Below are 23582 nucleotides of genomic sequence, written 5' to 3'. Positions count from 1 at the left end.
CCAGCACCCCCGAGCGAACCCCAACTATAAATAAGTCGATAGGTCTCTGTCGCTACCGTGATTGGACACTGACACAGAGTCAACTAGCCTTGTGGGCACGGTTCTTCGCGCGGAGACCCGCGACGGTCCGAGCCACGAGGGGGGAGGCTCGGACCGTCTTCGTGCGCGCGGCCGCCCGTCCGGCGACGCCTGTGGACGCACCCGATGGTCAGGCGGCCGTCACTCCGCCGACTCGTCGAGCGCGCGCAGCACGTCCGCGACCAGGTCCTGCGGGTCCTCGGCACCGGCCGAGAAGCGGATGAAGCCCTCCGGCACCGCGTCCCCGCCCCACCGGCCGCGCCGTTCGGCCGTGGACCGGACCCCGCCGAAGCTGGTCGCGTCGTCCACGAGCCGCAGCGCGCCGAGGAAACGTTCGGCACGCGCGCGCGTGGGCAGCGTGAACGAGACCACGCACCCGAAGCGCCGCATCTGCTGAGACGCGATCTTGTGCGAGGGGTCGTCGGGCAGCCCGGGGTAGCGCAGCCCGCTCACCTCGGGACGGCCGCGCAGCGCCTCGGCGATCACGAGGGCGTTGGCGTTCTGCCGGTCGGCCCGCAGCTGGAGAGTGGCGAGCGAGCGGTGCGCGAGCCAGGCCTCCATGGGGCCCGGAATCGCCCCCACGATCTTGCGCCAGCGGCGGACGGGGACCATCAGTTCGGCGGTCCGCCCGCTCACGTAACCGAGCAGGACGTCGCCGTGCCCGGTGAGCATCTTGGTGCCGCTGGCCACCGAGAAGTCGGCGCCGAGTTCGAGGGGACGCTGGCCGAGCGGGGTCGCCAGTGTGTTGTCGACGGCGACGAGGGTGCCCTGCGCATGCGCGGCCGCGACGAGCCGCCGCACGTCGCACACGTCCAGGCCCGGGTTGGACGGGGTCTCGATCCACAGCAGCTTCGCGCCGTCGAGCACGTCGAGTTGCGCGTCGCCGGCGGTCGGAGCGGTGCGCACCTCGATGCCGTAGGCGGTCAGCTGCTCGCGCACCAGCGGCAGGACCTGGTAGCCGTCGTCCGGCAGGACCACGGCGTCACCGGCGCGCAGCTGGGAGAACAGGACGGCCGAGATGGCGGCCATCCCCGACGGGAAGGCGAGTGTGGTGACCCCGCCGTCCTTGGGTGACTCGAGCTCGCCGATGGCCCGCTCCAGGAGCGTCCAGGTCGGGTTCTCGTCCCGGCCGTAGGTGTACGGGCCCGTGGGATCGCCCGGCAGATGGAAGTGGGCCGCGAAGACGGGACCCGGGAGCGTCGGCTCGTACTTGACGGGTTCGGGCAGTCCGGCCCGTACCGCGCGCGTGCCGTCACCGGTCTCCGTACCGAATTCCCCGGAAGTCATGCTGCCCGTCCCTTCACGTGCTGGTGGATCGCGGCGAGCGGACCAGCGCCCGCCGCCCCCACCCTCTCAGGACACCCCGCGAAGCCGTCCGGACGTCCGTCATACGGATCGGGTGCGTCCGGATCGGCGCCGCCACCGGGACCGCGGCGGCCGGCCTCCAGGGGTCGCGTCGGCCGGTGCTCAGTCGTCGTTGTCGGGCAGGACGACGTTCAGCGCCCAGGACACCACCGAGATGATCAGTCCGCCCAGCACGGCCGTCCAGAAGCCCTCCACGTGGAAGCTCAGGTCGAGTTCGCCGGCCAGCCATGAGGTCAGCAGCAGCATCAGGGCGTTGACCACGAGGGTGATCAGACCCAGGGTGAGGATGAACAGAGGGAAGGTCAGCACCTTCACGACCGGCTTGACCAGGAAGTTCACCAGGCCGAAGACCAGCGCGACGAGTATCAGCGTGCCGATCTCCTTGCCGGTGCTGTCGCCGGTCAGGGTGATCTTGTCGAGCAGCCACACGGCGACGGCCAGGGCTCCCGCGTTGGCGATCGTCTTGACTACGAAATTCTTCATGTGTCTGATCGTGGCAGAAGAGATCGATTCACCATACGGCTGTGATCACGGTCGTGGGCGCACAGGAGCGGACGAGGTCGATGAAGGCATTCCGGCTGGACGAACTGGAGGCGGAACGCGCCGCCAACGACGGTGCCTACCTGCAGTTCCTGCGTGAACGGAACATGTCGGCGGGCCTGTACGCCCTGGACGCGGGCGAACTTGACCCGCAGAAGCCCCACCAGCAGGACGAGGTGTACTTCGTCGTCAGCGGCCGGGCCTCGATCACCGTCGGCCTGGAGACGACCCAGGTCGGGCGGGGCAGCGTCGTCTACGTGCCCGCGGGCGTCGCCCACAAGTTCCACCACATCACCGAGGACCTGCGGGTCCTGGTGGTCTTCTCTCCGCCCGAGAGCTGAGTCGCGCCTCAGGGTTCCCTAGGGGACCGGTCAGGGGGAGACAAGGGGCGCCGGGCCCCCGGCGGCCCCCTCCCCGGCCATAGCATCGAAGCAGGACGTCAAAGATCCGGACGGCATGCGTTCCGGAGGTCCGATTTCCCGGAAAGCACAGTCCCGGACCCGGGGCGACGGGCGAAGAGGTGAGGACGGGGCGATGCGAGAGATCTTCAACGGTATGCCGTGGTGGGTGAAGTGGGTCGCGGTGCCGGTCATCGCCCTGGTCGTCTTCGGCAGCGTGATAGTCAGCGTCGTCAGCGTGGTGATCTGGCTGCTGTTCAAGGTGCTGGTCTTCGTCGCGCTGGTCGGCGGACTGATCTACGTCGTACGGAAGTTCATGTCGAGTTCCTCCTCGCGCAGCGACTGGTGACGCCGAAGCGGGTCCGTCCGGTGGGTAACGGGCAACGGGAAACAGGAAGCTGAGGTTCCCTCGCCCGGGGGAAGTTTCCCGCGCGGGCGGCCGGCGAGCGGTGGCGGGCGGTTAAAGTCCGGAATCGACGCGGGGCAGACCCCCGCGGGCGGCGCACCCTCCTCCCGTGTTCCCCCGCACGGGCGGCCCTCCTCGCGCTCCGGGAGTGACCCTTGGCCACGGTTGACACCGCACCCGCAGAATCACCCGCTCCACCCGTCCAGCGATCGAACACACCGGCGGGGACGCGCGTCCCGCCCGTGCAGCCACGCACGTCCCCCACCGAGGCGGCGCCCCCGGAGCCGCACACGACCCTCATCGGCTCCGTCCAGCGGGCGATGCGCCTGCTGGAGGCCGTGGCGGCACGCGAGAGCGGAGCCCCCGCCAAACAGCTGGCCCGTGAGGCCGGCCTCGCCCTGCCGACGGCCTACCACCTGCTGCGCACGCTGGTCCACGAGGGCTATCTGCACCGGGAGAAGGGGCTGTTCTTCCTCGGTGAGGCGGCCGAGCGGCTGGGCAGCAGCGGAGCACAGCAGAAACGTCGCAGCACGGTCAATGACGCGCTCTCCCAGTGGAGCGAGGCGCTCGGTGTGCCCATCTACTACGCCATCTACCGCGACGGTGAGATCGAGGTGGTGTCCGTCGCCGACACTCCGGGCAGCCCGGCGGTGGAGGAGTGGGCGGATTTCCGGGAGACCGGCCACGCCCACGCGATCGGCCAGTGCCTGCTGTCCCAGCTCGACGAGGAGGGCCGCCGGGACCACCTTGCCCGCTACCCGGTACAGTCCATCACTCCGAACACGGTGCGTGACGAACGGACCCTGTTGCGCCGCCTGGAAAGGGCGAGGCGGATGGAACCGATCGTGGAACGGCAGGAGTACGCCCTCGGGACGGTGTGCGCCGCGCTGCCCATCACGGCGGGGGCGACGGCCGCCACAGTGGCCATTTCCCTGCCCTTCCATCAGGTGGACCGACTGCTGCCCGTGGCCCGTCAGCTGCAGGCCGAAATCGGCCGGATGCTGGGAACGCTGACGATCTCTATCAGCATCTGAAAACTCACTCCTTGTGATCTGCCGTGTACGTTGAGCAAGATGCCAGCAGTGTCAGGAGGATGATTCCTGGCCAGTCGACGGCAAACGACGGGGTTGACGATGCGCGAGTCGGTGCAGGCAGAAGTGATGATGAGCTTTCTCGTATCGGAGGAGCTCTCCTTCCGCATTCCGGTGGAACTCCGTTATGAGACCAGTGATCCCTTCGCCGTGCGATTGACCTTCCACCTGCCCGGTGACGCACCGGTGACGTGGGCGTTCGGCCGGGAGCTGCTGATCGACGGGGTGGGCCGGCCGTGCGGTGACGGGGATGTGCACATCACCCCCGCGGACCCCGAGGCGTTCGGTGAGGTGCTCATCCGGCTTCAGGTGGGGTGCGACCACGCGTTGTTCCGGTCCGGTACGGCCCCGCTGGTGGCCTTCCTCGACCGTACGGACAAGCTGGTGCCGCTCGGGCAGGAGCGTTCCCTCGCGGACTTCGACACCCACCTCGACGAGGCGCTGGACCGCATCCTGGCGGAGGAGCAGAGCGCGGGCTGATCCGCCCGACCGCCTGCCCCAGTGGAGTAACGCTTCCTCTCCGCTCAGTGCTTGCGCCGGCGGCCCTTCCCACCGCGTGCCGGGGCCCTGAGTCGCGGAGCCGTGGCGCCCGCGGGTGCCGGAACGCCCGAGCTGTCCTTGCGGTCCGCCGAGACCACCAGGGCGGCCAGCGCCGTGGTCACCGGAACGGAGGCGACCAGGCCGATCGAGCCGACCAGGGTGCGCACGATCTCCTCGGCGACCAGCTCGCTGTTGGCGACCGTTCCGACACTGCTCTGGGCGATCGAGAACAGCAGCAGGAGAGGCAGGGCCGCGCCCGCGTACGCCAGCACCAGGGTGTTGACAACGGAGGCGATGTGGTCGCGGCCGATCCTGATCCCCGCCCGGTACAGCCCGCGCCAGCCCATCGTCGGGTCGGCCTGGTGCAGTTCCCAGACGGCTGAGGTCTGGGTGACCGTCACGTCGTCGAGCACGCCGAGCGAGCCGATGATGACGCCGGCGAGCAGCAGGCCGCTCATGTCGATGGACGGATAGAGGCCGTGGATGAGGCCGGTGTTGTCGTCCACGTTGCCGGTCAGCGCGGCCCAGTCGATGAATCCCGAGCCCAGCACGCCGATCAGCAGCAGGGACAGCAGCGTGCCCAGTACCGCGACCGAGGTCCGGGCCGAGAGGCCGTGGCACATGTAGAGGGCGATCAGCATGATCGCGCTGGCCCCGATCACCGCCACGACCAGCGGATTCGAACCCTGCAGGATCGCGGGCAGGATGAAGAACGTCAGGATGAGGAAGCTCACGGCCAGCGCGACCAGCGCCATGACACCGCGCAGCCGGCCCACCACGACGACGGCCAGCGCGAAGATCCCGGCGAGGAGCGCCATGGGGAGCTTCCGGTTCACGTCGGTGACGGAGTACTGGAGGTTCACGGGCGCCGAGGGTTCGTAGGCGACCACGACCTTCTCGCCCTCGTGCAACTGCCGTGACTGGTCGGGCTGGACGATCTCGGTGAAGGTGCGGCCCTTGTCCTTGCCGGTGTCGATCCGGATGGTCGCCTTCTTGCAGTCGCCCGTCGCCTGCTGCTGCGCGGAGGACCCCTCGGCGGTGGAGGTGTCACCGGTCGGAGTGTCCCCCGAGGCGTTGACGGACTTGCAGTCCACCTCGTCGACCTGGGTGACCGTGGCTCCCTGGGTCTGCCGGTCGAAGCCGACGCCGGTCCGCTCGTGCGAGGGTGCCCCGCCCGGCCAGAGCACCACCAGGCCCACGACGACCGCGGCTGCGAACGGGATCAGGATCGCGGCGATGACCTTGCGGAGATGCTTGGAGACGGGGGCTGCCGGGCCGTGGCTGTGCGAGTGACCGTGTCCGTCGCCCGGCGCAGGACCGTGCCCGCCGCCTGACCCGGGGCCGCTGCCACCACCCGGCCCGGGACCGCCGCCGCCACCCGGTCCACGGCGGGGGCCGTCACCGGGGCCGGGGCCGGGTACGGACCCGTGGCCGGAACCGGGGCCGGCGCCGTGTCCGTGCGGCGGCTCGGAGGGCGGATACGGGGGCTGCTGCGTCGTGGTCACCGACCGATCATCGCAAGAACGGAGGGGGCCCTCTGTTCACCGCGCCAGATATGACGCTAGCGTGGAGGCACCTTTGCACACGCGGGAGCTCGGAGCACCGGGCTGAGAGGGCGCTGACCTCCGTCTCTGCGATGTTTCACATGAAACATCGGCAGACGGACATCGCTGCGTCGACCGCTGAACCTGTTACCGGGTAATGCCGGCGTAGGGAGTAGGTCTCATGACCAACAAGGACGTAAGCACGCCTGCCTCCGGCCAGACGGACGAGGCATCCGCCTCGCTCCGGAACGGCGAGGCCGGGAAGTCCATCGGCTGGCACAAGGCGTACGTCGAGGGCTCGCGCCCCGACCTGCGGGTGCCGGTCCGTCAGGTGCACCTCACCAACGGGCAGTCGGTCACGCTGTACGACACCTCGGGCCCGTACACCGATCCGACCGTCGACACCGACGTACGCAGGGGGCTGGCGCCGCTGCGCGAGAACTGGATCATCGCCCGCGGTGACACCGAGGAGTACGCGGGCCGGGCCGTGCGTCCCGAGGACGACGGCATCAAGCACACGTCCCCGCGCGGTGGACTGCGCAATCTGGACGCGGTGTTCCCCGGCCGGCCGCGTCAGCCGCGCCGCGGCCGCCCCGGAGAGGCCGTCACGCAACTCGCGTACGCCCGCCGCGGCGAGGTCACTCCCGAGATGGAGTTCGTGGCGGTCCGCGAGAACGTCGACCCCGAGGTCGTACGCGAGGAGATCGCCGCCGGCCGTGCGGTGCTGCCCGCGAACGTCAACCACCCGGAGATCGAGCCGATGATCATCGGCAAGCGGTTCCTGGTGAAGGTGAACGCCAACATCGGTAACTCCGCGGTCACTTCCTCCATCGAGGAGGAGGTGGACAAGATGACCTGGGCCACCCAGTGGGGTGCGGACACGGTCATGGACCTGTCCACCGGGCGCAACATCCACACCACGCGCGAGTGGGTCCTGCGCAACTCCCCCGTGCCCATCGGCACCGTGCCGCTCTACCAGGCGCTGGAGAAGGTCGACGGCCGCGCCGAGGAGCTGACCTGGGAGATCTACAAGGACACCGTCATCGAACAGGCGGAGCAGGGCGTGGACTACATGACGGTCCACGCGGGCGTCCGCCTCCCGTACGTGCCGCTCACCGCCAACCGGAAGACGGGCATCGTCTCGCGCGGCGGCTCGATCATGGCGGCCTGGTGCCTCGCGCACCACAAGGAGAGCTTCCTCTACGAGAACTTCGAGGAGCTGTGCGAGATCCTCGCCTCCTACGACGTCACGTACTCGCTCGGCGACGGGCTGCGGCCCGGGTCGATCGCCGACGCCAACGACGCCGCTCAGTTCGCCGAGTTGAGGACACTCGGGGAACTCAACAGGGTCGCGAAGCGTTTCAACGTACAGACCATGATCGAGGGCCCGGGGCATGTCCCGATGCACAAGATCAAGGAGAACATCGACCTCCAGCAGGAGATCTGCGATGAAGCTCCGTTCTATACGCTCGGCCCGCTGACGACGGACGTCGCCCCGGCGTACGACCACATCACCTCCGGTATCGGCGCCGCGATGATCGCCTGGTGGGGCACCGCGATGCTCTGCTACGTCACGCCCAAGGAGCACCTGGGTCTGCCCAACCGGGACGACGTCAAGACCGGCGTGATCACCTACAAGATCGCCGCTCACGCGGCCGACCTCGCCAAGGGGCACCCGGGCGCGCAGGAGTGGGACGACGCGCTGTCCGACGCCCGGTTCGAGTTCCGCTGGGAGGACCAGTTCAACCTGGCTCTCGACCCGGACACGGCACGGGAGTTCCACGACGAGACGCTGCCGGCGGAGCCCGCCAAGACGGCGCACTTCTGCTCGATGTGCGGGCCGAAGTTCTGCTCGATGAAGATCTCGCACGACATCCGGCGCGAACACGGGAACTCGCCGTCGGAGATCGAGGAGGGCATGGCACAGAAGTCCAAGGAGTTCGCCGCGGCGGGCAACCGGGTCTATCTGCCCTTGGCGGACTGACGCGGTTGGACGGGGCCTCGGCGGTCGCGACCGAGACGATCGCTCGGTCCGGACGCCCGCTGTGCCGCCTGCCTGCGCTCCCTGTGCGGGGCGCAGGCAGGGACCCGTACTAGCGGTGCGCGGCACCCGGAGCACCACGGGCCCGACGGCGCGCCGGGTGCGGCCACCTCGAACCGGTCCGCCGGGCCGAGGTGCCGGTCCGGCGGCACAGGTGAGGTGGAGCTCGGTCCGGCTGCCGAACTCCGTCCGGGGACCGGCGGGTTGGCGCCTGGGCGGTCGATGGTCGACGGCCTGTCGCGTCGCGCGCCGGTGGGTTACCGGTGGGCTTCCGGCCTGGTGGGACGTCGGGCCGGGGTCACTCCGGCTGGTGTTCCGGGCCTCCGAAGTCCGGGCTGGAGAAGTCCGGACTGCTGTAGCTCGGCCGCGGGCCCGCTGCCGGGCCCCCGTCCGGGCTGCTGAACCCCGGTCGCCCGTACCCCAGATGCGGCATACGGCCGGTTGGCTCCGGGGACTTGGGGCTGACGGCCGTCGTGCCTGAGTCGGCGAGCGCCTCCCGAAGGAACGGCAGGATGCCGCGTTCCAGCAGGGCCTCGCGCCAGGCGTCCCCCGCCCGGGTCACCTCCTCGTTCAGCTCGCCGCTGTCCTCGGCCTGGAAGGAGGAGCCGCCGTCGCGCAGTGCCGTGAGCAGGAGCCCGACCGCGGCGGCCAGGATCGCGACCGCAGTGACGGCTCCGAAGACCCATCCGGTGGTCAGGATCGTCCTCGCGAACGCCGGTTCGGGGTCGAGCATCTTCAGGATGTAGCCGACCAGCAGGAATATCGCCGCGGCCGTCCCGGCGAGCACAGGGGCGAGCACCGCGACGACGGCCATGGCACCGGCTCCGGCCGTCTCGGCGACCTCCCCCATGGTGGTGGCCAGCCCGACCGCGCCCGAACCGGGCTCGGTGGAACCGGACTCCTCGCGGACGGAAGGGGCGGACGACGCGGGCCGGCGCAGTTCGTCGCGGACCGTCACGTAGTGCTGGTACTCGGCCGCCGCGGCCGCCGTGATGAGGGCCGTGGCGTTCAGGGCCATGGTGCGCAGTTGTTCGGGGTTGAGCCGCTTGCCGACCGCGGCCAGTTCCGGGCGGTGTGGTGCGGAGCGCAGCGCCTCATCGAGGATCCGCTCGTAATCCTGGCGGTCCTCGTTCAGCAGGTGCTGCGGAACGCTGTTCATGTGCATCCCCCGATGCTCCGTAGGGCTGGTGGCTCGCACGCTGACGAGCCGTCGGGCAGAAACGGAGGGGAGCCTGCTACGGATAAGCCGATGGTAGAGCTGCGAGGGCACACGATGACAGAGGGTTTCCGGAAATTGCCCTCTGCCCGGCAGGGTCCTTCGCGGGGGACACCTGCCCGGCGAACACTCAGCTACCCAGGGGGAGCTGCTGCACCAGCAGCTTTCCGGCCATGGTCACTCCGCCGTCCATCGCGATGGCCAGCCCGTCGGCGTAGATGTGCGGTCCCTCGACCGTCGGGCCCGCGTTGTCCTCGCCGTCCTCCGAGCCGACCTCGCCCAGCAGGTACGGAATGGGGCTGTGGCCATGGACGATGCGTGCGCCGCCGTAGGTGTCGAGGAGCGAGCGGACCGCCTCGGCGCCACCGTCGTCGCGGAAGGCGAAGCGCTTGGTGAACTTGCGGAACAGGTCCCAGCACTCGTCGGCGTCGTTGCGGGTGAGGGTCTCGCGGACGGTGTCGTTGACCGCCTCGATGGAGTCGCCGTAGTCGAGGTAGGCGGTGGTGTCGGAGTGCACGAGGAGATGCCCGTCGGAGATCTCCATGGCGTCCAGGCGGGCCATCCACTGAAGATGGTGGTCCTGGAGGCGGTCCATGTCGGTCTTCTGGCCGCCGTTGAGGAGCCAGGCGGCCTGGAAGGTGGCCGTCCCCGCACCGGAGTTGACGGGAGTGTCGCCGAACCGCTTGGCGCCGAGCAGCAGCAGCTCGTGGTTGCCCATGAGCGCCTTGCAGTAGCCGCCGACCGCCGCCGCCTCGGCGGACAGCCGCATCACGAGGTCGATGACCCCGATGCCGTCCGGGCCGCGGTCGGTGAAGTCGCCGAGGAACCACAGCCGGGACGTGCCGGCGCACCAGTTGCCCGCGGCGTCGATGAGGCCCTGCGCCTGGAGCGCCGCGACGAGCTGGTCGAGGTAGCCGTGCACGTCACCGACGACGTACAGCGGGCCGGGTCCCTCGGCGGGCTGCGGGGCGGGCGCGGCGGCGGGGTCGACGTGGACCTGGAGCGTGTCCCCCCGGTTGATGACGGGCAGATCGCGCTGGGTCGGCGTGTACTCCGCCGGCTCCGGGACGGACGGCGCGCCCTCCTCGGGGGGCGAGCTCTGCGCGTACGGACCGGTCTCGTGGACGTACGCGGGAACCCGGAAGTCGCGCAGCGTCGCCGTGCGCAGCACCTCGGGTCCCTGACCGGCCCCCTGAGTCATCGACCCCTCCACCACCATCGCGCCGCATCTGCACCGCTTCGGACTGCCTGGTCGCAGCGGCCCGCGGTGTCGTCCGCCCATCATAGGAATGCGGATCGCGCCATGTGATGACCCAGGGGTGGTGAATCGGAGCAAGACCTCGCTTCACCGCGGCTTTCGCCCCAATTGGGTGGTGCTTCCCACTCGGCGCCGGTCCCGCCACCTGTGACTCAGCCCTCCTCCGGGGACCGCGGCGGGCTGACCGTCGTGCGCGGCGGACGTCGCTCGGAGGACGTACGCACGATCAGCTCCGTCGGTATCACCTGTTCGACCGGCTGGTCCGATTCGAGGCCCTCGATGGCGTCGATGAGGAGCTGGACGACGGCCGTGCCGATCCGGCGGGGCTTCAGGGAGAGCGTGGTGATGGGCGGTTCGGTGCTGGCGTAGACGGTGGACTCGCTGCAGCAGACGAGCAGGAGGTCGTCCGGTACGCGCAGGCCGTAGCGGCGGGCCGCGGCCAGCAGGTCGGTGCCGTTCGGGTCGAAGAGACCGTAGACGGCGTCGGGGCGGTCGGGCCGGGCGAGCAGCCGGTCGGCGGCGACGGCGCCCGCGCACGGGTCGTGCGCGGGGTAGGCCTCGTACACCGGGTCCTGGCCGACGCGCTCGCACCAGCGCAGGTACGCGCTCGTGGAGAGGTGGGTGTAGGTGTCCGTGGTGGTGCCGGTGAGGAGGCCGATCCGGCGTGCGCCGGCGTCGGCCAGGTGGTCGAGGATGCCGAGGACCGCCGCCTCGTGGTCGTTGTCGACCCACGCGGTCACCGGGAGGGAGCCGGCCGGGCGGCCGTCGGAGACGACCGGTAAGCCCTGGCGGACCAGCTCACTGACCACCGGGTCGTGGTCGGAGGGGTCGATGACCACGGTGCCGTCGAGCGCGACGTTCGACCAGACGTCGTGTCGGGAGGTGGCGGGCAGGATGACCAGGGCGTAACCCCGGGCGAGGGCGGCGGAGGTGGCGGCTCTGGCCATCTCGGCGAAGTAGGCGAACTCGGTGAAGGTGAAAGGTTCATCCCCGTACGTCGTCACGGTCAGGCCGATGAGGCCCGACTTGCCGGTACGGAGGGTTCGGGCCGCCGCGGAGGGGCGATAACCCAACCGGTCGGCCACCTCCCGGACATGGCGTCGGGTGGCGTCCGGCAGCCGGCCCTTCCCGTTGAGGGCGTCGGAGACGGTCGTGATGGAGACTCCGGCGGCTGCGGCCACGTCTCTGATGCCCGCCCGGCCCGGCCGACCGCCTCGGCGGGGAGTGTCCGCCCGGCTCACCTGGTGCTTCCCTGCTGCTGTCATGGCGAGCCGATAGTAGGGCTCATGCGGTGGGGTAGTGCGGACGCATATTCACTCGTTGACAGGCACGTTTCTGCATGATCGAAAAGCGTCAACTGCCTTTGATTCAGAGGTGTTTGAACGATGCAATGGCAGTACGTGACTTGTCGGCGCGCACAAGCCTGCCAAGTGGGCCATGTTTCGAAGAGGTCTCAACTCACCCCGACGAGGGACGCGCGCCACGGAGTGAGCCACCGGCGCGTGTCGAAGCGGACGGTGCGCCCCCTGTTTTGCGCGGCTCGTACACCTTCGGGTGGGGATGACCTCGCGGATGCGGGCGGCTGTCCACAGCCCCATTCGCAGTGGGGCCGAATCCTCATAAGGTGAGAAGCATTGGATGCCGGTGCGGGTCATGAGCCGGTGGTGGTCGCGAGGAGGACTGCGGTGAGCGAGACGAGCCCCAAGCTGCGTGCCGAGCTGGAGGGTATCCCCACCTACAAGCCCGGCAAGGCCGCCGCGGCCGACGGCCCGGTGGCGTACAAGCTGTCGTCGAACGAGAACCCCTACCCGCCGCTGCCCGGCGTGATGGAGAGGGTGACCGCGGCGGCCGGGTCCTTCAACCGCTACCCGGACATGGCCTGCACGGGCCTGATGGACGAGCTGTCGAACCGCTTCGGGGTGCCGCTCTCGCACCTCGCCACGGGCACCGGCTCGGTCGGGGTCGCCCAGCAGCTGCTGCAGGCGACCAGCGGGCCGGGCGACGAGGTCATCTACGCCTGGCGGTCCTTCGAGGCGTACCCGATCATCACGCAGATCAGCGGCGCCACCTCGGTGCGGGTCCCGCTGACCTCGGGTGACGTGCACGACCTGGACGCCATGGCGGACGCGATCACCGACCGGACGCGGCTGATCTTCGTCTGCAACCCCAACAACCCGACCGGCACCGTGGTGCGCCGGGCCGAGCTGGAGCGGTTCCTGGACCGGGTGCCGAGCGACGTCCTGGTGGTCCTCGACGAGGCGTACCGCGAGTTCATCCGCGATCCCGAGGTGCCGGACGGCGTCGAGATCTACCGGCAGCGGCCCAACGTGTGCGTGCTGCGCACCTTCTCCAAGGCGTACGGCCTGGCGGGTCTGCGGGTCGGTTTCGCGATCGCCCACGAGCCCGTGGCGGCCGCGCTGCGCAAGACGGCGGTGCCGTTCGGCGTGAGCCAGCTCGCCCAGGAGGCCGCCATCGCCTCGCTGCGCGCCGAGGACGAGCTGCTCGGCCGGGTCGGCGCCCTGGTGTGCGAGCGCCAGCGGGTGGTCGAGACGCTGCGCGGTCAGGGCTGGACGGTGCCCGAGACGCAGGCCAACTTCGTGTGGCTGCGGCTGGGGGAGCGCACGCTCGACTTCGCCGCGGCCTGCGAGCAGGCCGGTGTCGTCGTACGGCCGTTCGCCGGCGAGGGGATGCGGGCGACGATCGGCGAGGCCGAGGCGAACGACATCTTCCTGAAGGTGGCGGAAGGATTCCGCAGGGAGCTGTAGGCGCCGCGGAAGCGCCGCGACGCCGGGTGCCTCTGCCCTCACCCCGGCGAGCGGGCCCGGTCCCTTCTGGTGAGGGCCGGGCCTCTGGCGCTCGGCCCGGTGGGCCCGGTCCCTCCTGGCGGACCCGCGCCTCTGCGCCCGGCCCGGTGGCGAGCCCGTGGTGACGCCGGGCGTCCTGGGCTCACTCCCTGCTGACCGGCCTTCCGGAAGTCACACGTTTCCTTCGGTGGTCCTCGCCGCATCCGGCGGGGACCACCGCTCGTCCACGAGCTCGACGCGTACGGGGTCGCCGTCCCGGACGGTCGCGAGGACGCGCGGGTCGCCCTCCACGCGGCCGAGAAGGTTGCACGGACTCGCGAGGCGGCACTCGCCCTCGAACTCGTCCGCGGGCAGCCCGTACCCCTGTGAGATCGGCGTGGGCCCGTAAGGGAGGGCCAGGGCGTCGCCGTCGGTCCAGAACGCCACCGTGCCCGGGGCGACGACCTGCCGGGCGTCGCCCTCGACGGCGACCGCGACGCCCGTGTCGAAGTAGACCTCCTCGCCCCAGGTGCGGGCAGTGGAGACGAGCGGCAGCGCCCGGGCGAGGACCTGGGTGGTCGGGGTGTCGTCGAGGGCCGCGGTGAGGTGTCCCGCCGGCCAGGAGATCCGTATCTGCATGCGCGGATTCAACAATATGTTGAAGTGCTTGCCAAGGGTCCTGACCGGCGTCTTCGCGCCAGAGGCCGACCGGCCCGCACTTAGGGACCCCCCGCCGCTCACGCTTCGAACGGGCATGCGTCATAATTGCTTGTGAATGTGAACGCGTTCACAAGCGTGTCCCGTTTGCTCCGTGATGTGCGTGACAAAGAGGGCAAGCGGCCGCCGCAACCACGGCGGTGACGTAAGGAGACTGACGACGTGGAATTGGCTCTGGCGCCGGAGACACTGGCGCGATGGCAGTTCGGCATCACCACCGTCTACCACTTCCTCTTCGTCCCCCTGACGATCTCGCTCGCCGCGCTCACCGCCGGCCTGCAGACCGCCTGGGTGCGCACGGAGAACGAGAAGTACCTCAGGGCCACCAAGTTCTGGGGGAAGCTCTTCCTGATCAACATCGCGATGGGTGTCGTCACCGGCATCGTGCAGGAGTTCCAGTTCGGCATGAACTGGTCCGACTACTCGCGCTTCGTCGGTGACGTCTTCGGTGCGCCGCTGGCCTTCGAGGCCCTGATCGCCTTCTTCTTCGAGTCGACCTTCATCGGCCTGTGGATCTTCGGCTGGGACAAGCTGCCGAAGAAGATCCACCTCGCCTGCATCTGGATGGTCTCCATCGGCACGCTGCTGTCGGCGTACTTCATCCTCGCGGCCAACTCGTGGATGCAGCACCCCGTCGGCTACCGGATGAACGAGGAGAAGGGCCGCGCCGAGCTCACCGACTTCTGGCGGGTCCTGACCCAGAACACCGCGCTCAACCAGGTCTTCCACAGCTTCTCGGCGGCCTTCCTGACCGGTGGTGCCTTCATGGTGGGCATCGCCGCCTTCCACCTCATGCGCAAGAAGCACATCCCGGTGATGCGCACCTCGCTGCGGCTCGGCCTGGTCACGCTCGCGGTCGGCGGACTGCTCACGGCGATCAGCGGCGACACCCTCGGCAAGGTCATGTACGAGCAGCAGCCGATGAAGATGGCCGCCGCCGAGGCGCTGTGGGATGGCGAGAAGCCGGCGCCGTTCTCCGTGTTCGCCTACGGGGACGTCGACAAGGGGCACAACAAGGTCGCCCTGGAGATACCCGGACTGCTCTCGTTCCTCGCCCACAGCGACTTCGAGTCCTACGTGCCCGGGATCAACGACACCAACAAGGAACTGCGGGAGCAGTTCGGCCCCGGTGACTACAAGCCCATCGTCCCCGTCGCCTACTGGGGCTTCCGGTGGATGATCGGCTTCGGCATGGCGTCCTTCTCGCTCGGCCTGCTGGGCCTGTGGCTCACGCGCAAGAGGTTCCTGCTGCCCGCCGCCCACCGGACCGGCGACGACGAGGTGCCGCACCTGGTGCTGCTGAAGAAGCCGCTCGGATCGAGGCTCACCCGGCTGTACTGGCTCGCGGCGCTGTGGACCATGGCCTTCCCGCTGATCGCCAACTCGTGGGGCTGGATCTTCACGGAGATGGGACGCCAGCCCTGGGTCGTCTACGGCGTGATGCAGACCCGCGACGCCGTCTCCCCCGGTGTCTCGCAGGGCGAGGTCGTCACCTCGATGATCGCCTTCACGGCGCTGTACGCGGTCCTCGCCGTCATCGAGGTCAGGCTGCTCGTCAAGTACGTCAAGGCCGGGCCGCCCGAGCTCACCGAGAACGACCTCAACCCGCCCACCAGGATCGGCGGCGACTCCCGTGACGCCGACAAGCCGATGGCCTTCTCCTACTAGGCCCAGGGAGCTGCTGAGTCATGGAACTTCACGACGTCTGGTTCGTCCTCATCGCCGTCCTGTGGACCGGCTACTTCTTCCTGGAGGGCTTCGACTTCGGGGTCGGGGTGCTCACCAGGCTGCTGGCCCGCGACCGCGCCGAGAAGCGGGTCCTCATCAACACGATCGGACCCGTCTGGGACGGCAACGAGGTGTGGCTGCTCACCGCGGGCGGTGCGACCTTCGCCGCCTTCCCGGAGTGGTACGCGACCCTCTTCTCCGGCTTCTACCTGCCGCTGCTGGTGATCCTGCTCTGCCTGATCGTGCGCGGTGTCGCCTTCGAGTACCGGGTCAAGCGGGCCGAGGAGAGCTGGCAGCGCAACTGGGAGACCGCGATCTTCTGGACCTCGCTGATCCCGGCGATCCTGTGGGGCGTGGCCTTCGGCAACATCGTGCGCGGGGTGAAGATCGACTCCGACATGGAGTACGTCGGCACCCTCTGGGACCTGCTCAACCCCTACGCCCTGCTGGGCGGCCTGGTCACGTTGACGCTCTTCACCTTCCACGGGACGGTGTTCGTCGGGCTCAAGACCGTGGGGGACATCCGTGAGCGGGCACGGAAGCTGGCGCTCCAGGTCGGTGCGGTGACCGCCGTGCTGGCGCTGCTCTTCCTGCTCTGGACGCAGGTGGAGAGCGGGGACGGCAAGTCCCTGGTCGCCATGGTGGTGGCGGTGGCCGCACTGGTCGCGGCCCTGGGCGCAGTAAAGGCGGGGCGTGAGGGCTGGGGGTTCGCGCTCTCGGGGCTCACCATCGTGGCCGCCGTCGCCATGCTCTTCCTGACGCTCTTCCCGAACGTCATGCCTTCCTCGCTCGACGCGGACTGGAGCCTGACGGTCACCAACGCCTCGTCGAGTCCGTACACGCTGAAGATCATGACCTGGTGCGCGGGGATCGCCACGCCGCTGGTCCTGCTCTACCAGTCGTGGACCTACTGGGTGTTCCGCAAGCGGATCGGTACGCAGCACATCGCGGACGTCGCTCACTGAGCCCGCGTGCCGAGGGGCATGTTTCACGTGAAACATGCCGTCTGGAACGAAGGGTGCGTTTCCGCTCGGAACGCACCCGCTGAACCGAGAGTGTGTTTCACGTGAAACCGATCGACCCGCGCCTGATCCGGTACGCCCGCGCCACTCGCCTCTTCCTCGTGGCGGTCGTCGGCCTGGGAACGGCCGGGGCGGCACTGGTCATCGCTCAGGCCATGCTCATCGCCGAGATCGTGGTGGGTGCCTTCCAGCACGGCCGCTCGGCCGGTGAACTGGCCACACCGCTCGCCCTGCTGGCGCTCGTCGCGATCGGTCGTGCCCTCGTCTCCTGGCTGACGGAACTCGCGGCACACCGGGCGAGTGCGGCGGTGAAGTCGGAGTTGCGTGGGCGGGTGCTGGAGCGGGCCGCGCAGCTCGGACCGGGATGGCTCGGCGGGCAGCGCACCGGTTCCCTCGTCGCACTCGCCACACGGGGAATCGACGCCCTCGACGACTACTTCTCCCGCTACCTCCCCCAGTTGGGGCTCGCGGTGGTCGTGCCGGTGGCCGTGCTCGCGCGGATCGTCACGGAGGACTGGGTCTCGGCGGCGATCATCGTCGGCACCCTGCCGTTGATCCCCCTGTTCATGGTGCTGATCGGCTGGGTCACCCGGTCCCAGATGGACCGTCAGTGGCAGCTGCTGTCCCGGCTGTCGGGCCACTTCCTGGACGTGGTCGCGGGACTGCCGACCCTGAAGGTGTTCGGCCGGGCGAAGGCGCAGGCCGAGTCGATCCGGCGCATCACCGGTGAGTACCGGCAGGCGACCATGCGGACGCTGCGGATCGCCTTCCTGTCGTCCTTCGTGCTGGAGCTGCTCGCCACGATCTCGGTCGCTCTCGTCGCGGTCACCATCGGCATGCGGCTCGTCCACGGCGACATGGACCTCTACGTGGGGCTGGTCATCCTCGTCCTCGCGCCCGAGGCCTACCTGCCGCTGCGGCAGGTAGGCGCGCAGTACCACGCCGCCGCCGAGGGGCTGGCCGCGGCCGAGGAGATCTTCGCGGTGCTGGAGACCCCCGTGCCGGCGTCCGGTTCGCTCGTAGCGCCGGAGGGACGGATCACTTTCGAGGACGTGTCCGTGCGGTACGCCGGGCGGTCGGCCGACGCGGTGTCCCACGCGTCGTTCACGGTCGAGCGGGGCGAGACGGTGGCCCTCGTCGGGCCGAGCGGCGTGGGCAAGTCGACGCTCCTCAACGTGCTCCTCGGCTTCGTACGGCCGACGTCGGGACGGGTGCTGGCCGGGGACGTCGATCTCACGTCCGCCGACCTGACGGAATGGCGCTCGCGGATCGCGTGGGTGCCGCAGCGCCCTCACCTGTTCGCGGGGTCCGTCGCCGAGAACGTCCGGCTGGCACGCCCCGACGCCGACGACGCGGCACTCACGCGGGCGCTCGCCGACGCGGGCGCGCTGGACTTCGTCGCGGCTCTGCCCGACGGGGTGGACACGGTCCTCGGCGAGGACGGCACCGGGCTCTCCGCGGGTCAGCGCCAGCGCCTCGCCCTAGCCCGGGCGTTCCTGGCGGACCGGCCGGTGCTGCTCCTCGACGAGCCGACGGCCGCCCTGGACGGGGCGACGGAGGCAGAGGTGGTGGAGGCGGTGCGGCGGCTCGCGGTGGGGCGGACGGTGCTGCTCGTCGTCCACCGGCCCGCGCTGCTGGGTGTGGCCGACCGGGTGGTGCGGCTGGAGCCGACGCCCCAGGAGTTCCACCTCCCGGAAGCCGCCGGTCCCGCCGCCACCGGGCTCCGGACGACGGTCCCGGCACCGGGCGCCACCGTCTCCGGGCCCCGGACATCGGTCCCGGCACCCGGCGTCGCGCCTTCCGCGCCCCGTACGTCGGTCGCGCCTTCCGCTCGGAGCACGTCGGTCTCGGCCTCCGCACCCCGTTCTTCGAATGACCAGGTCGGGTCCTCCGTCGCGGGGGACAGTCTGGTGGCTGTCGTGCCGGCCGCTGCCGCGACCGGTCCGGTGTTCGTGGACGCGGGTGAGGCGACGGGGCGGGAGCACTCGGGGGCACCCGTCCGCCACGAGCGCGGCGGAGTGCTGGCGCGCGTGCGGACCATGGCGGACGCCAGGCGCGGCCGTCTCGTCCTGGCTCTCCTGCTCGGCAGCCTCGCGCTCGGCAGCGCCGTCGGGCTGATGGCGACCTCGGGATGGCTCATCTCCAGGGCGTCGCAGCAGCCGCCCGTGCTCTACCTGATGATGGCCGTGACGGCCACGCGGACGTTCGGCATCGGGCGTGCGGTGTTCCGGTACTCGGAGCGGCTCGTGTCCCACGAAGCGGTGCTGCGCATGCTGGCCGACACCCGGGTCGCCGTGTTCCGGCGCCTGGAGAGGCTGGCGCCCGCCGGACTGCGCTCCACCCGGCGAGGCGACCTGCTGTCCCGGCTCGTCGCCGACGTGGACGCCCTCCAGGACTACTGGCTGCGGTGGCTGCTGCCCGCCGGTGCCGCCTTGGTGGTGTCGGCCGCCTCCGTCGGCTTCACCGCCTGGCTGCTGCCCGAGGCCGGCGCCGTCCTCGCCCTCGGTCTGCTCACCGCCGGTGCCGGGGTGCCCCTGCTGACCGGCGCCGTGGCCCGCCGCGCCGAGCGCAGGCTGGCGCCCGCCCGCGGAGTGCTCGCGACCCGGGTGGCCGACCTGCTCACCGGGACGGCCGAGCTGACCGTCGCCGGTGCCCTCCCGTCGCGTACCGCGCAGGCGCGCGACGCCGACACCGTGCTCACCGGCATCGCCTCCCGCGCGGCCACGGCGACCGCGCTCGGGGACGGTCTCACCGCCCTCGTGTCCGGCCTGACGGTGACGGCCGCCGCACTCGTCGGCGCGCAGGCCGTCGCCGACGGGCGCCTCGGCGGTGTGACGATGGCCGTCGTTGTCCTCACCCCGCTGGCCGCCTTCGAGGCCGTGCTGGGGATGCCGCTCGCCGTCCAGTACCGCCAGCGGGTGCGCAGGAGCGCGGAGCGGGTGTACGAGGTCCTGGACGCACCCGAGCCCGTACAGGAGCCGGAGCTGCCGGAGCCCGCGCCCGCGTCGCCGTTCCCGCTGCGGGTGCGGTCGCTCACCGCCCGTCACGCCGGACAGCATCGGGACGCGCTGGCCGGGCTCGACCTCACGCTCGACCGGGGGCGCAGGGTCGCCGTGGTCGGCACCTCCGGCGCCGGAAAGACGACGCTGGCGCAGGTGCTGCTGCGGTTCCTGGACCCGGCGGCGGGCACGTACACGCTCGGTGGCGTGGACGCCCGCGCGATGGACGGCGACGACGTACGGCGGCTCGTCGGGCTGTGCGCCCAGGACGCGCACCTCTTCGACAGTTCCGTGCGCGAGAACCTGCTGCTGGCCCGCAGGGACGCCACGGAGGGCGAACTGCGGGACGCACTCGCGCGGGCCCGGCTCCTCGACTGGGCGGGCGCGCTGCCCGACGGGCTCGACACGCTGATCGGCGAGCACGGGGCCCGGCTGTCCGGCGGGCAGCGGCAGCGGCTCGCGCTGGCACGGGCCCTGCTGGCCGACTTCCCCGTCCTCGTCCTCGACGAGCCCGCCGAGCACCTCGACCTCCCGACGGCGGACGCGCTCACCGCAGATCTGCTCGCCGCGACCGAGGGCCGTACGACCGTGGTGATCACGCACCGGTTGGCCGGGCTCGACGCGGTGGACGAGGTGATCGTGCTGGCGGAAGGGCGTGTGGTGCAGCGGGGACCGTACGCCGAGCTGGCGGCGGTGGACGGGCCCCTGCGGGAGATGCGGCGGCGGGAGTCCGAGAGCGAGGCGCTCGTGGGTGCGGCACAGCACTGAGGGGCGGTCCGGGCCGTGTGCGGCGGCCGGGGCCGGAGCGCTCGGCACATCTCGACTTTCCCTTGCAAATCGGACTAACTACTCTCAAGGCATGTCAGCAGCCCGCACCTCGCCCGAACCGCAGGCCGGCCCGGGCGCGGTGCCCCGGACGTCCCGGAGTCTTCGAGGTCTCTCCGCGGAGCTGACGGCGCGCGTGCCGCAGCTCCTGCGGGCGATGCGGTCCGTCGGCTCCGGCCTCGAACTGCACTCCACGCTGGACCGGATCTGCGAGACCGCGGCCGAACTGGCCGACGCGCGCTACGCGGCCATCGGGGTCGTCTCCAAGGACGGCGAGGGACTCGCGGACTTCGTCTACCACGGGGTCGACGAGGAGGTCGCCCGACGCATCGGCCGGCCGCCCGACGGGCACCGGGGGCTGCTCGGCGCGCTGATCCACGAACCGGAAGCCGTACGCCTCGCCGACCTGACCGACGATCCGCGGTGCAGCGGCTTCCCGGAGCACCATCCCCCGATGCGCAGCTTCCTCGGCGTCCCCATCCGGGTGCAGGGTGAGATCTTCGGCAACCTGTACGTGTCCGAGAAGCATGGCGGCGGCCCGTTCGGTGAGGACGACCTCCACATGCTGAGGGTGCTGGCCACGGAGGCGGGCATCGCCGTCGGCAACGCCCGGCTGTACGAGGCCGCCAAGCAGCGCGAGCGCTGGATCGACGGCTCGGTGGCCGTCACCACCGCGCTGCTCTCGGGCGGCGACACCGAGGACCCGCTCCAGGTCGTCGCCGAACAGGCCCGGCGGCTCTCCGGCTCCGCGGCGGGGATCGTGCTGCTGCCCGCGGACGAGGGCGGCCTGGAGATCGTCTCCGTCGCCTCGGACCGGCCCTCCGAGGCGCTCGGAGTCGTCGTCCCGCCGCAGAGCGAGATCGTCGCCGAAGTCCTGGCGGGCGATCCCGTGTTCGTCGAGGACGCGGCCACCGACCCTCGGATGCTCACCGACCTGGCGCGCGAGTACGGGCCCGCCATGATGCTGCCCCTGCAGAGCGGCGGCCGCGTCCTCGGCGCCCTGGTCACCCCGCGCGGACGGGGCGCCCGGCCGTTCACGCAGAGCGAGCGCACCCTGGCGGCGCAGTTCGCCTCGCAGGCGGCGCTCGCCTTGATGATGGCCGAGGCACAGCGCGACCGGGAACGGCTCGCCGTGTACGAGGACCGCGACCGCATCGCCCGTGACCTGCACGACCTCGTCATCCAACGGCTGTTCGCCACCGGGATGATGCTGGAGAGCGCTCAACGGCGTTCCATCGTGCCCGAGGTGCGGCAGGGCGTCGGCAAGGCGGTCGACGAACTCGACGTCACCATCCAGGAGATCCGCACCGCCATCTTCGCGCTGCAACGGGGACCGGCCGAGGAACCGTCCGGGCTGCGGACCCGGGTCCTGCGCGAGATCAACATGGCCGCCGTCCCCCTCGGCTTCAAGCCCGTCCACCACTTCGTGGGCCCGGTCGACACGGTGGTCGGCGAACTCACCGGCAAGAACCTCATCGCCGCGCTGCGCGAGGCGCTCTCCAACGCCTTCCGGCACGCCGGGGCCTCCCGGATCGACGTCACCGTCGACGCGGCGGCCGTCCTACCGGGCGGTGAACCGGGTGTACGGCTCACGGTCGCCGACGACGGCGTCGGCATCCCCGAGGGCGGCCGGCGCAGTGGACTGCTGAACCTCAAGCGGCGTGCCGAATCGCTGGGCGGCGACAGTTGGTACGGGCCCGGGATCGGGCGGAACGGTGGAGGCACGACGGTGGTGTGGGAGGCGCCCCACTGAACCGGCGGCCGCGGGCCCGCGGAGGGGCCCGTAGCAGCTCCGAGGGCCGTCGGCCGCGACACGCCGAAGCCGGTTCCCTGTTCGGCCGAGCCGGATGGCCCGTCCGTGGCGTCCGGTCCCCCATGCGTACGACTTGAACAGGACCGCGGGCCCCGGCGCGGGACACGATCGCTGGCATGCGCTCACCTCGCCGCCCCCTGCTGCTCGTGCCGGCCCTGCTGTGCGCGCTCGCCGTCCTCACGGCAGGGCCCGCGGCGTCCGACGGCGAGTCCGGTGAGGAGCTGGACGTCAGCGCCCAGGTGGCGCGCCTGTACGAGGACGCCTCCGTGGCGACGCGGCGCTACGAGACGGGACGTCGCGAGGCCGATGCGCTGCGCGCCAGGGCGCGACGGGCCGACGAACTCCTCGTACGTGAGCGGCGGGGGATCGCGGCGCTGCACGGGGACCTCGGCAGGATCGCGCGAGCCCAGTACCGGCAGGGCGGCGGACTCCCGTACACGGCGCAGCTGCTGCTCGCGGACAGCCCCGAGGAGCTGATGCGGGGCCAGCGGGCGGTCTGGCAGGCGGACCTCGCCGTCAACAACGCGGTGTCCAAGAGCCGGCGGGCGGAGACGAGACTCGCCGCGGACGAGGCGAAGGCGGCGTCGGAGTGGCAGGCGCTGGAGAAGTTCACCGGGCAGCTGGCCGAGGTGAAGCGGACCGTCCAGGCGAAGCTGGACGCGGCGCGTTCGACGCTGCAGGGCCAGGCGGACGCGTCGGTCGCGGCGGGTTCGTGCCGAGGTGCCGTCCGGCTGGACCAGCCGGAGACCGGCCCGAAGTCCCCGTGGCTCACCCCGGTGGAGACCTACGACCTGTCCGCGTCCTTCGGCAGCGGGGGCGAGCACTGGGCGGCCCGGCACACCGGGCAGGACTTCGCGGTGCCCATCGGCACGCCGGTACGGGCGGTGGGCGCGGGGCGGGTCGAGCGGGTGTCGTGCGGCGGGCCCTTCGGCATCGAGGTCGTGGTCGAGCACCCGGGCGGCTACTACACGCAGTACGCGCACCTCGCCGCCGTCACCGTCGACCAGGGGGAGCGGGTCGCGGCGGGGCAGTGGGTCGGGCAGTCCGGCACGTCCGGCAACTCGACCGGTCCGCATCTGCACTTCGAGGTGCGGATCACGCCGGACATGGGGTCCGCCGTCGACCCCGTGCCGTGGCTGGCCGGGCACGGGGTGGAGCTGTAGGCCCGCGACGGTCGCCGGGCCCTCGCCCCAGTTCGGGCACCGGAGACCAAGGGCG

18 protein-coding genes are annotated in these 23582 nt (G+C 70.8%); 11 read left to right on the top strand and 7 right to left on the bottom strand.

The annotated features are described in order from the left end of the window. Positions 1 to 219: 219 nt before the first annotated feature. Positions 220 to 1365, bottom strand: a complete 1146-nt coding sequence (locus tag ACZ4VA_RS33025) for a cystathionine gamma-lyase (protein ID WP_355785369.1) — start codon at positions 1363 to 1365, stop codon at positions 220 to 222. Positions 1366 to 1545: 180 nt separating this feature from the next. Then, positions 1546 to 1926, bottom strand: a complete 381-nt coding sequence (locus ACZ4VA_RS33020; RefSeq protein WP_355785372.1) for a phage holin family protein — start codon at positions 1924 to 1926, stop codon at positions 1546 to 1548. An 80-nt stretch (positions 1927 to 2006) separates the two neighbouring features. On the opposite strand from ACZ4VA_RS33020, the gene ACZ4VA_RS33015 reads away from it, so the two are divergent. The 4 genes from ACZ4VA_RS33015 (at position 2007) to ACZ4VA_RS33000 (ending at position 4358) form a co-directional block, all read left to right on the top strand. Further along, on the top strand, positions 2007 to 2324 hold the full coding sequence (locus ACZ4VA_RS33015) for a cupin domain-containing protein (protein WP_121404964.1): 318 nt from the start codon (positions 2007 to 2009) through the stop codon (positions 2322 to 2324). Positions 2325 to 2517: 193 nt separating this feature from the next. Beyond that, the gene (locus ACZ4VA_RS33010; protein WP_355782330.1) at positions 2518 to 2730 is read left to right on the top strand and encodes a DUF5326 family protein; all 213 of its coding nucleotides are present in this window, start codon (positions 2518 to 2520) and stop codon (positions 2728 to 2730) included. Positions 2731 to 3029: 299 nt separating this feature from the next. Continuing rightward, positions 3030 to 3821 (top strand): IclR family transcriptional regulator, encoded by a 792-nt coding sequence (locus tag ACZ4VA_RS33005; RefSeq protein ID WP_388904839.1) that lies wholly within the window; start codon positions 3030 to 3032, stop codon positions 3819 to 3821. A gap of 99 nt (positions 3822 to 3920) precedes the next feature. After that, entirely contained in the window at positions 3921 to 4358 is a 438-nt protein-coding gene (locus tag ACZ4VA_RS33000) for an SsgA family sporulation/cell division regulator (RefSeq protein WP_355782333.1), read from the top strand. Between the two features lie 44 nt (positions 4359 to 4402). Here ACZ4VA_RS33000 and ACZ4VA_RS32995 read toward each other — a convergent pair whose 3' ends face one another. Beyond that, positions 4403 to 5923, bottom strand: coding sequence for a YibE/F family protein (locus tag ACZ4VA_RS32995; RefSeq protein WP_355782336.1), 1521 nt, complete (start codon positions 5921 to 5923; stop codon positions 4403 to 4405). Positions 5924 to 6143: 220 nt separating this feature from the next. Here ACZ4VA_RS32995 and thiC point away from each other — a divergent pair, with 220 nt between their 5' ends. After that, the gene (thiC, locus tag ACZ4VA_RS32990) at positions 6144 to 7946 is read left to right on the top strand and encodes a phosphomethylpyrimidine synthase ThiC (protein WP_355782338.1); all 1803 of its coding nucleotides are present in this window, start codon (positions 6144 to 6146) and stop codon (positions 7944 to 7946) included. A gap of 355 nt (positions 7947 to 8301) precedes the next feature. Here thiC and ACZ4VA_RS32985 read toward each other — a convergent pair whose 3' ends face one another. The 3 genes from ACZ4VA_RS32985 to ACZ4VA_RS32975 all read right to left on the bottom strand — a co-directional run bounded on the left by ACZ4VA_RS32985 (position 8302) and on the right by ACZ4VA_RS32975 (position 11742). Beyond that, positions 8302 to 9168, bottom strand: a complete 867-nt coding sequence (locus ACZ4VA_RS32985) for a hypothetical protein (protein WP_468083634.1) — start codon at positions 9166 to 9168, stop codon at positions 8302 to 8304. A 181-nt stretch (positions 9169 to 9349) separates the two neighbouring features. After that, the gene (locus ACZ4VA_RS32980) at positions 9350 to 10435 is read right to left on the bottom strand and encodes a metallophosphoesterase (RefSeq protein ID WP_355782353.1); all 1086 of its coding nucleotides are present in this window, start codon (positions 10433 to 10435) and stop codon (positions 9350 to 9352) included. A gap of 194 nt (positions 10436 to 10629) precedes the next feature. Then, complete coding sequence (locus ACZ4VA_RS32975) at positions 10630 to 11742, bottom strand: LacI family DNA-binding transcriptional regulator (RefSeq protein WP_355782344.1); 1113 nt, start codon at positions 11740 to 11742, stop codon at positions 10630 to 10632. A 420-nt stretch (positions 11743 to 12162) separates the two neighbouring features. On the opposite strand from ACZ4VA_RS32975, the gene hisC reads away from it, so the two are divergent. Then, positions 12163 to 13242 carry a histidinol-phosphate transaminase gene (gene hisC, locus ACZ4VA_RS32970; RefSeq protein WP_355782347.1) on the top strand — a complete coding sequence of 360 codons (1080 nt, stop codon included), beginning with the start codon at positions 12163 to 12165 and terminating at the stop codon, positions 13240 to 13242. A 210-nt stretch (positions 13243 to 13452) separates the two neighbouring features. On the opposite strand, the gene ACZ4VA_RS32965 is transcribed toward hisC, so the two are convergent. Continuing rightward, complete coding sequence (locus ACZ4VA_RS32965; protein ID WP_356238105.1) at positions 13453 to 13899, bottom strand: cyclophilin-like fold protein; 447 nt, start codon at positions 13897 to 13899, stop codon at positions 13453 to 13455. A gap of 240 nt (positions 13900 to 14139) precedes the next feature. On the opposite strand from ACZ4VA_RS32965, the gene ACZ4VA_RS32960 reads away from it, so the two are divergent. The 5 genes from ACZ4VA_RS32960 to ACZ4VA_RS32940 all read left to right on the top strand — a co-directional run bounded on the left by ACZ4VA_RS32960 (position 14140) and on the right by ACZ4VA_RS32940 (position 23527). Continuing rightward, on the top strand, positions 14140 to 15645 hold the full coding sequence (locus ACZ4VA_RS32960) for a cytochrome ubiquinol oxidase subunit I (RefSeq protein WP_355783653.1): 1506 nt from the start codon (positions 14140 to 14142) through the stop codon (positions 15643 to 15645). Between the two features lie 20 nt (positions 15646 to 15665). Continuing rightward, positions 15666 to 16670, top strand: a complete 1005-nt coding sequence (gene cydB, locus ACZ4VA_RS32955) for a cytochrome d ubiquinol oxidase subunit II (RefSeq protein WP_355783651.1) — start codon at positions 15666 to 15668, stop codon at positions 16668 to 16670. Positions 16671 to 16771: 101 nt separating this feature from the next. Further along, the gene (gene cydD, locus ACZ4VA_RS32950; protein WP_468083631.1) at positions 16772 to 20494 is read left to right on the top strand and encodes a thiol reductant ABC exporter subunit CydD; all 3723 of its coding nucleotides are present in this window, start codon (positions 16772 to 16774) and stop codon (positions 20492 to 20494) included. Between the two features lie 91 nt (positions 20495 to 20585). Continuing rightward, entirely contained in the window at positions 20586 to 22304 is a 1719-nt protein-coding gene (locus ACZ4VA_RS32945; protein WP_468083629.1) for a sensor histidine kinase, read from the top strand. Between the two features lie 176 nt (positions 22305 to 22480). Continuing rightward, positions 22481 to 23527, top strand: coding sequence for a M23 family metallopeptidase (locus ACZ4VA_RS32940; protein ID WP_468083627.1), 1047 nt, complete (start codon positions 22481 to 22483; stop codon positions 23525 to 23527). Positions 23528 to 23582 lie beyond the last annotated feature (55 nt).

The sequence above is a fragment of the Streptomyces sp. NPDC028308 genome (assembly GCF_055565855.1).
This window is presented reverse-complemented; position numbering and strand designations above follow the sequence as displayed.

Bases quoted from the DNA above. Each gene is read 5' to 3' on its own strand.
- ACZ4VA_RS33025 (WP_355785369.1), bottom strand. From the start codon at position 1,365: ATGACTTCCGGGGAATTCGGTACGGAGACCGGTGACGGCACGCGCGCG.
- ACZ4VA_RS33020 (WP_355785372.1), bottom strand. From the start codon at position 1,926: ATGAAGAATTTCGTAGTCAAGACGATCGCCAACGCGGGAGCCCTGGCC.
- ACZ4VA_RS33015 (WP_121404964.1), top strand. From the start codon at position 2,007: ATGAAGGCATTCCGGCTGGACGAACTGGAGGCGGAACGCGCCGCCAAC.
- ACZ4VA_RS33010 (WP_355782330.1), top strand. From the start codon at position 2,518: ATGCGAGAGATCTTCAACGGTATGCCGTGGTGGGTGAAGTGGGTCGCG.
- ACZ4VA_RS33000 (WP_355782333.1), top strand. From the start codon at position 3,921: ATGCGCGAGTCGGTGCAGGCAGAAGTGATGATGAGCTTTCTCGTATCG.
- thiC (WP_355782338.1), top strand. From the start codon at position 6,144: ATGACCAACAAGGACGTAAGCACGCCTGCCTCCGGCCAGACGGACGAG.
- ACZ4VA_RS32985 (WP_468083634.1), bottom strand. From the start codon at position 9,168: ATGCACATGAACAGCGTTCCGCAGCACCTGCTGAACGAGGACCGCCAG.
- ACZ4VA_RS32975 (WP_355782344.1), bottom strand. From the start codon at position 11,742: ATGACAGCAGCAGGGAAGCACCAGGTGAGCCGGGCGGACACTCCCCGC.
- ACZ4VA_RS32965 (WP_356238105.1), bottom strand. From the start codon at position 13,899: ATGCAGATACGGATCTCCTGGCCGGCGGGACACCTCACCGCGGCCCTC.
- cydB (WP_355783651.1), top strand. From the start codon at position 15,666: ATGGAACTTCACGACGTCTGGTTCGTCCTCATCGCCGTCCTGTGGACC.
- ACZ4VA_RS32945 (WP_468083629.1), top strand. From the start codon at position 20,586: ATGTCAGCAGCCCGCACCTCGCCCGAACCGCAGGCCGGCCCGGGCGCG.
- ACZ4VA_RS32940 (WP_468083627.1), top strand. From the start codon at position 22,481: ATGCGCTCACCTCGCCGCCCCCTGCTGCTCGTGCCGGCCCTGCTGTGC.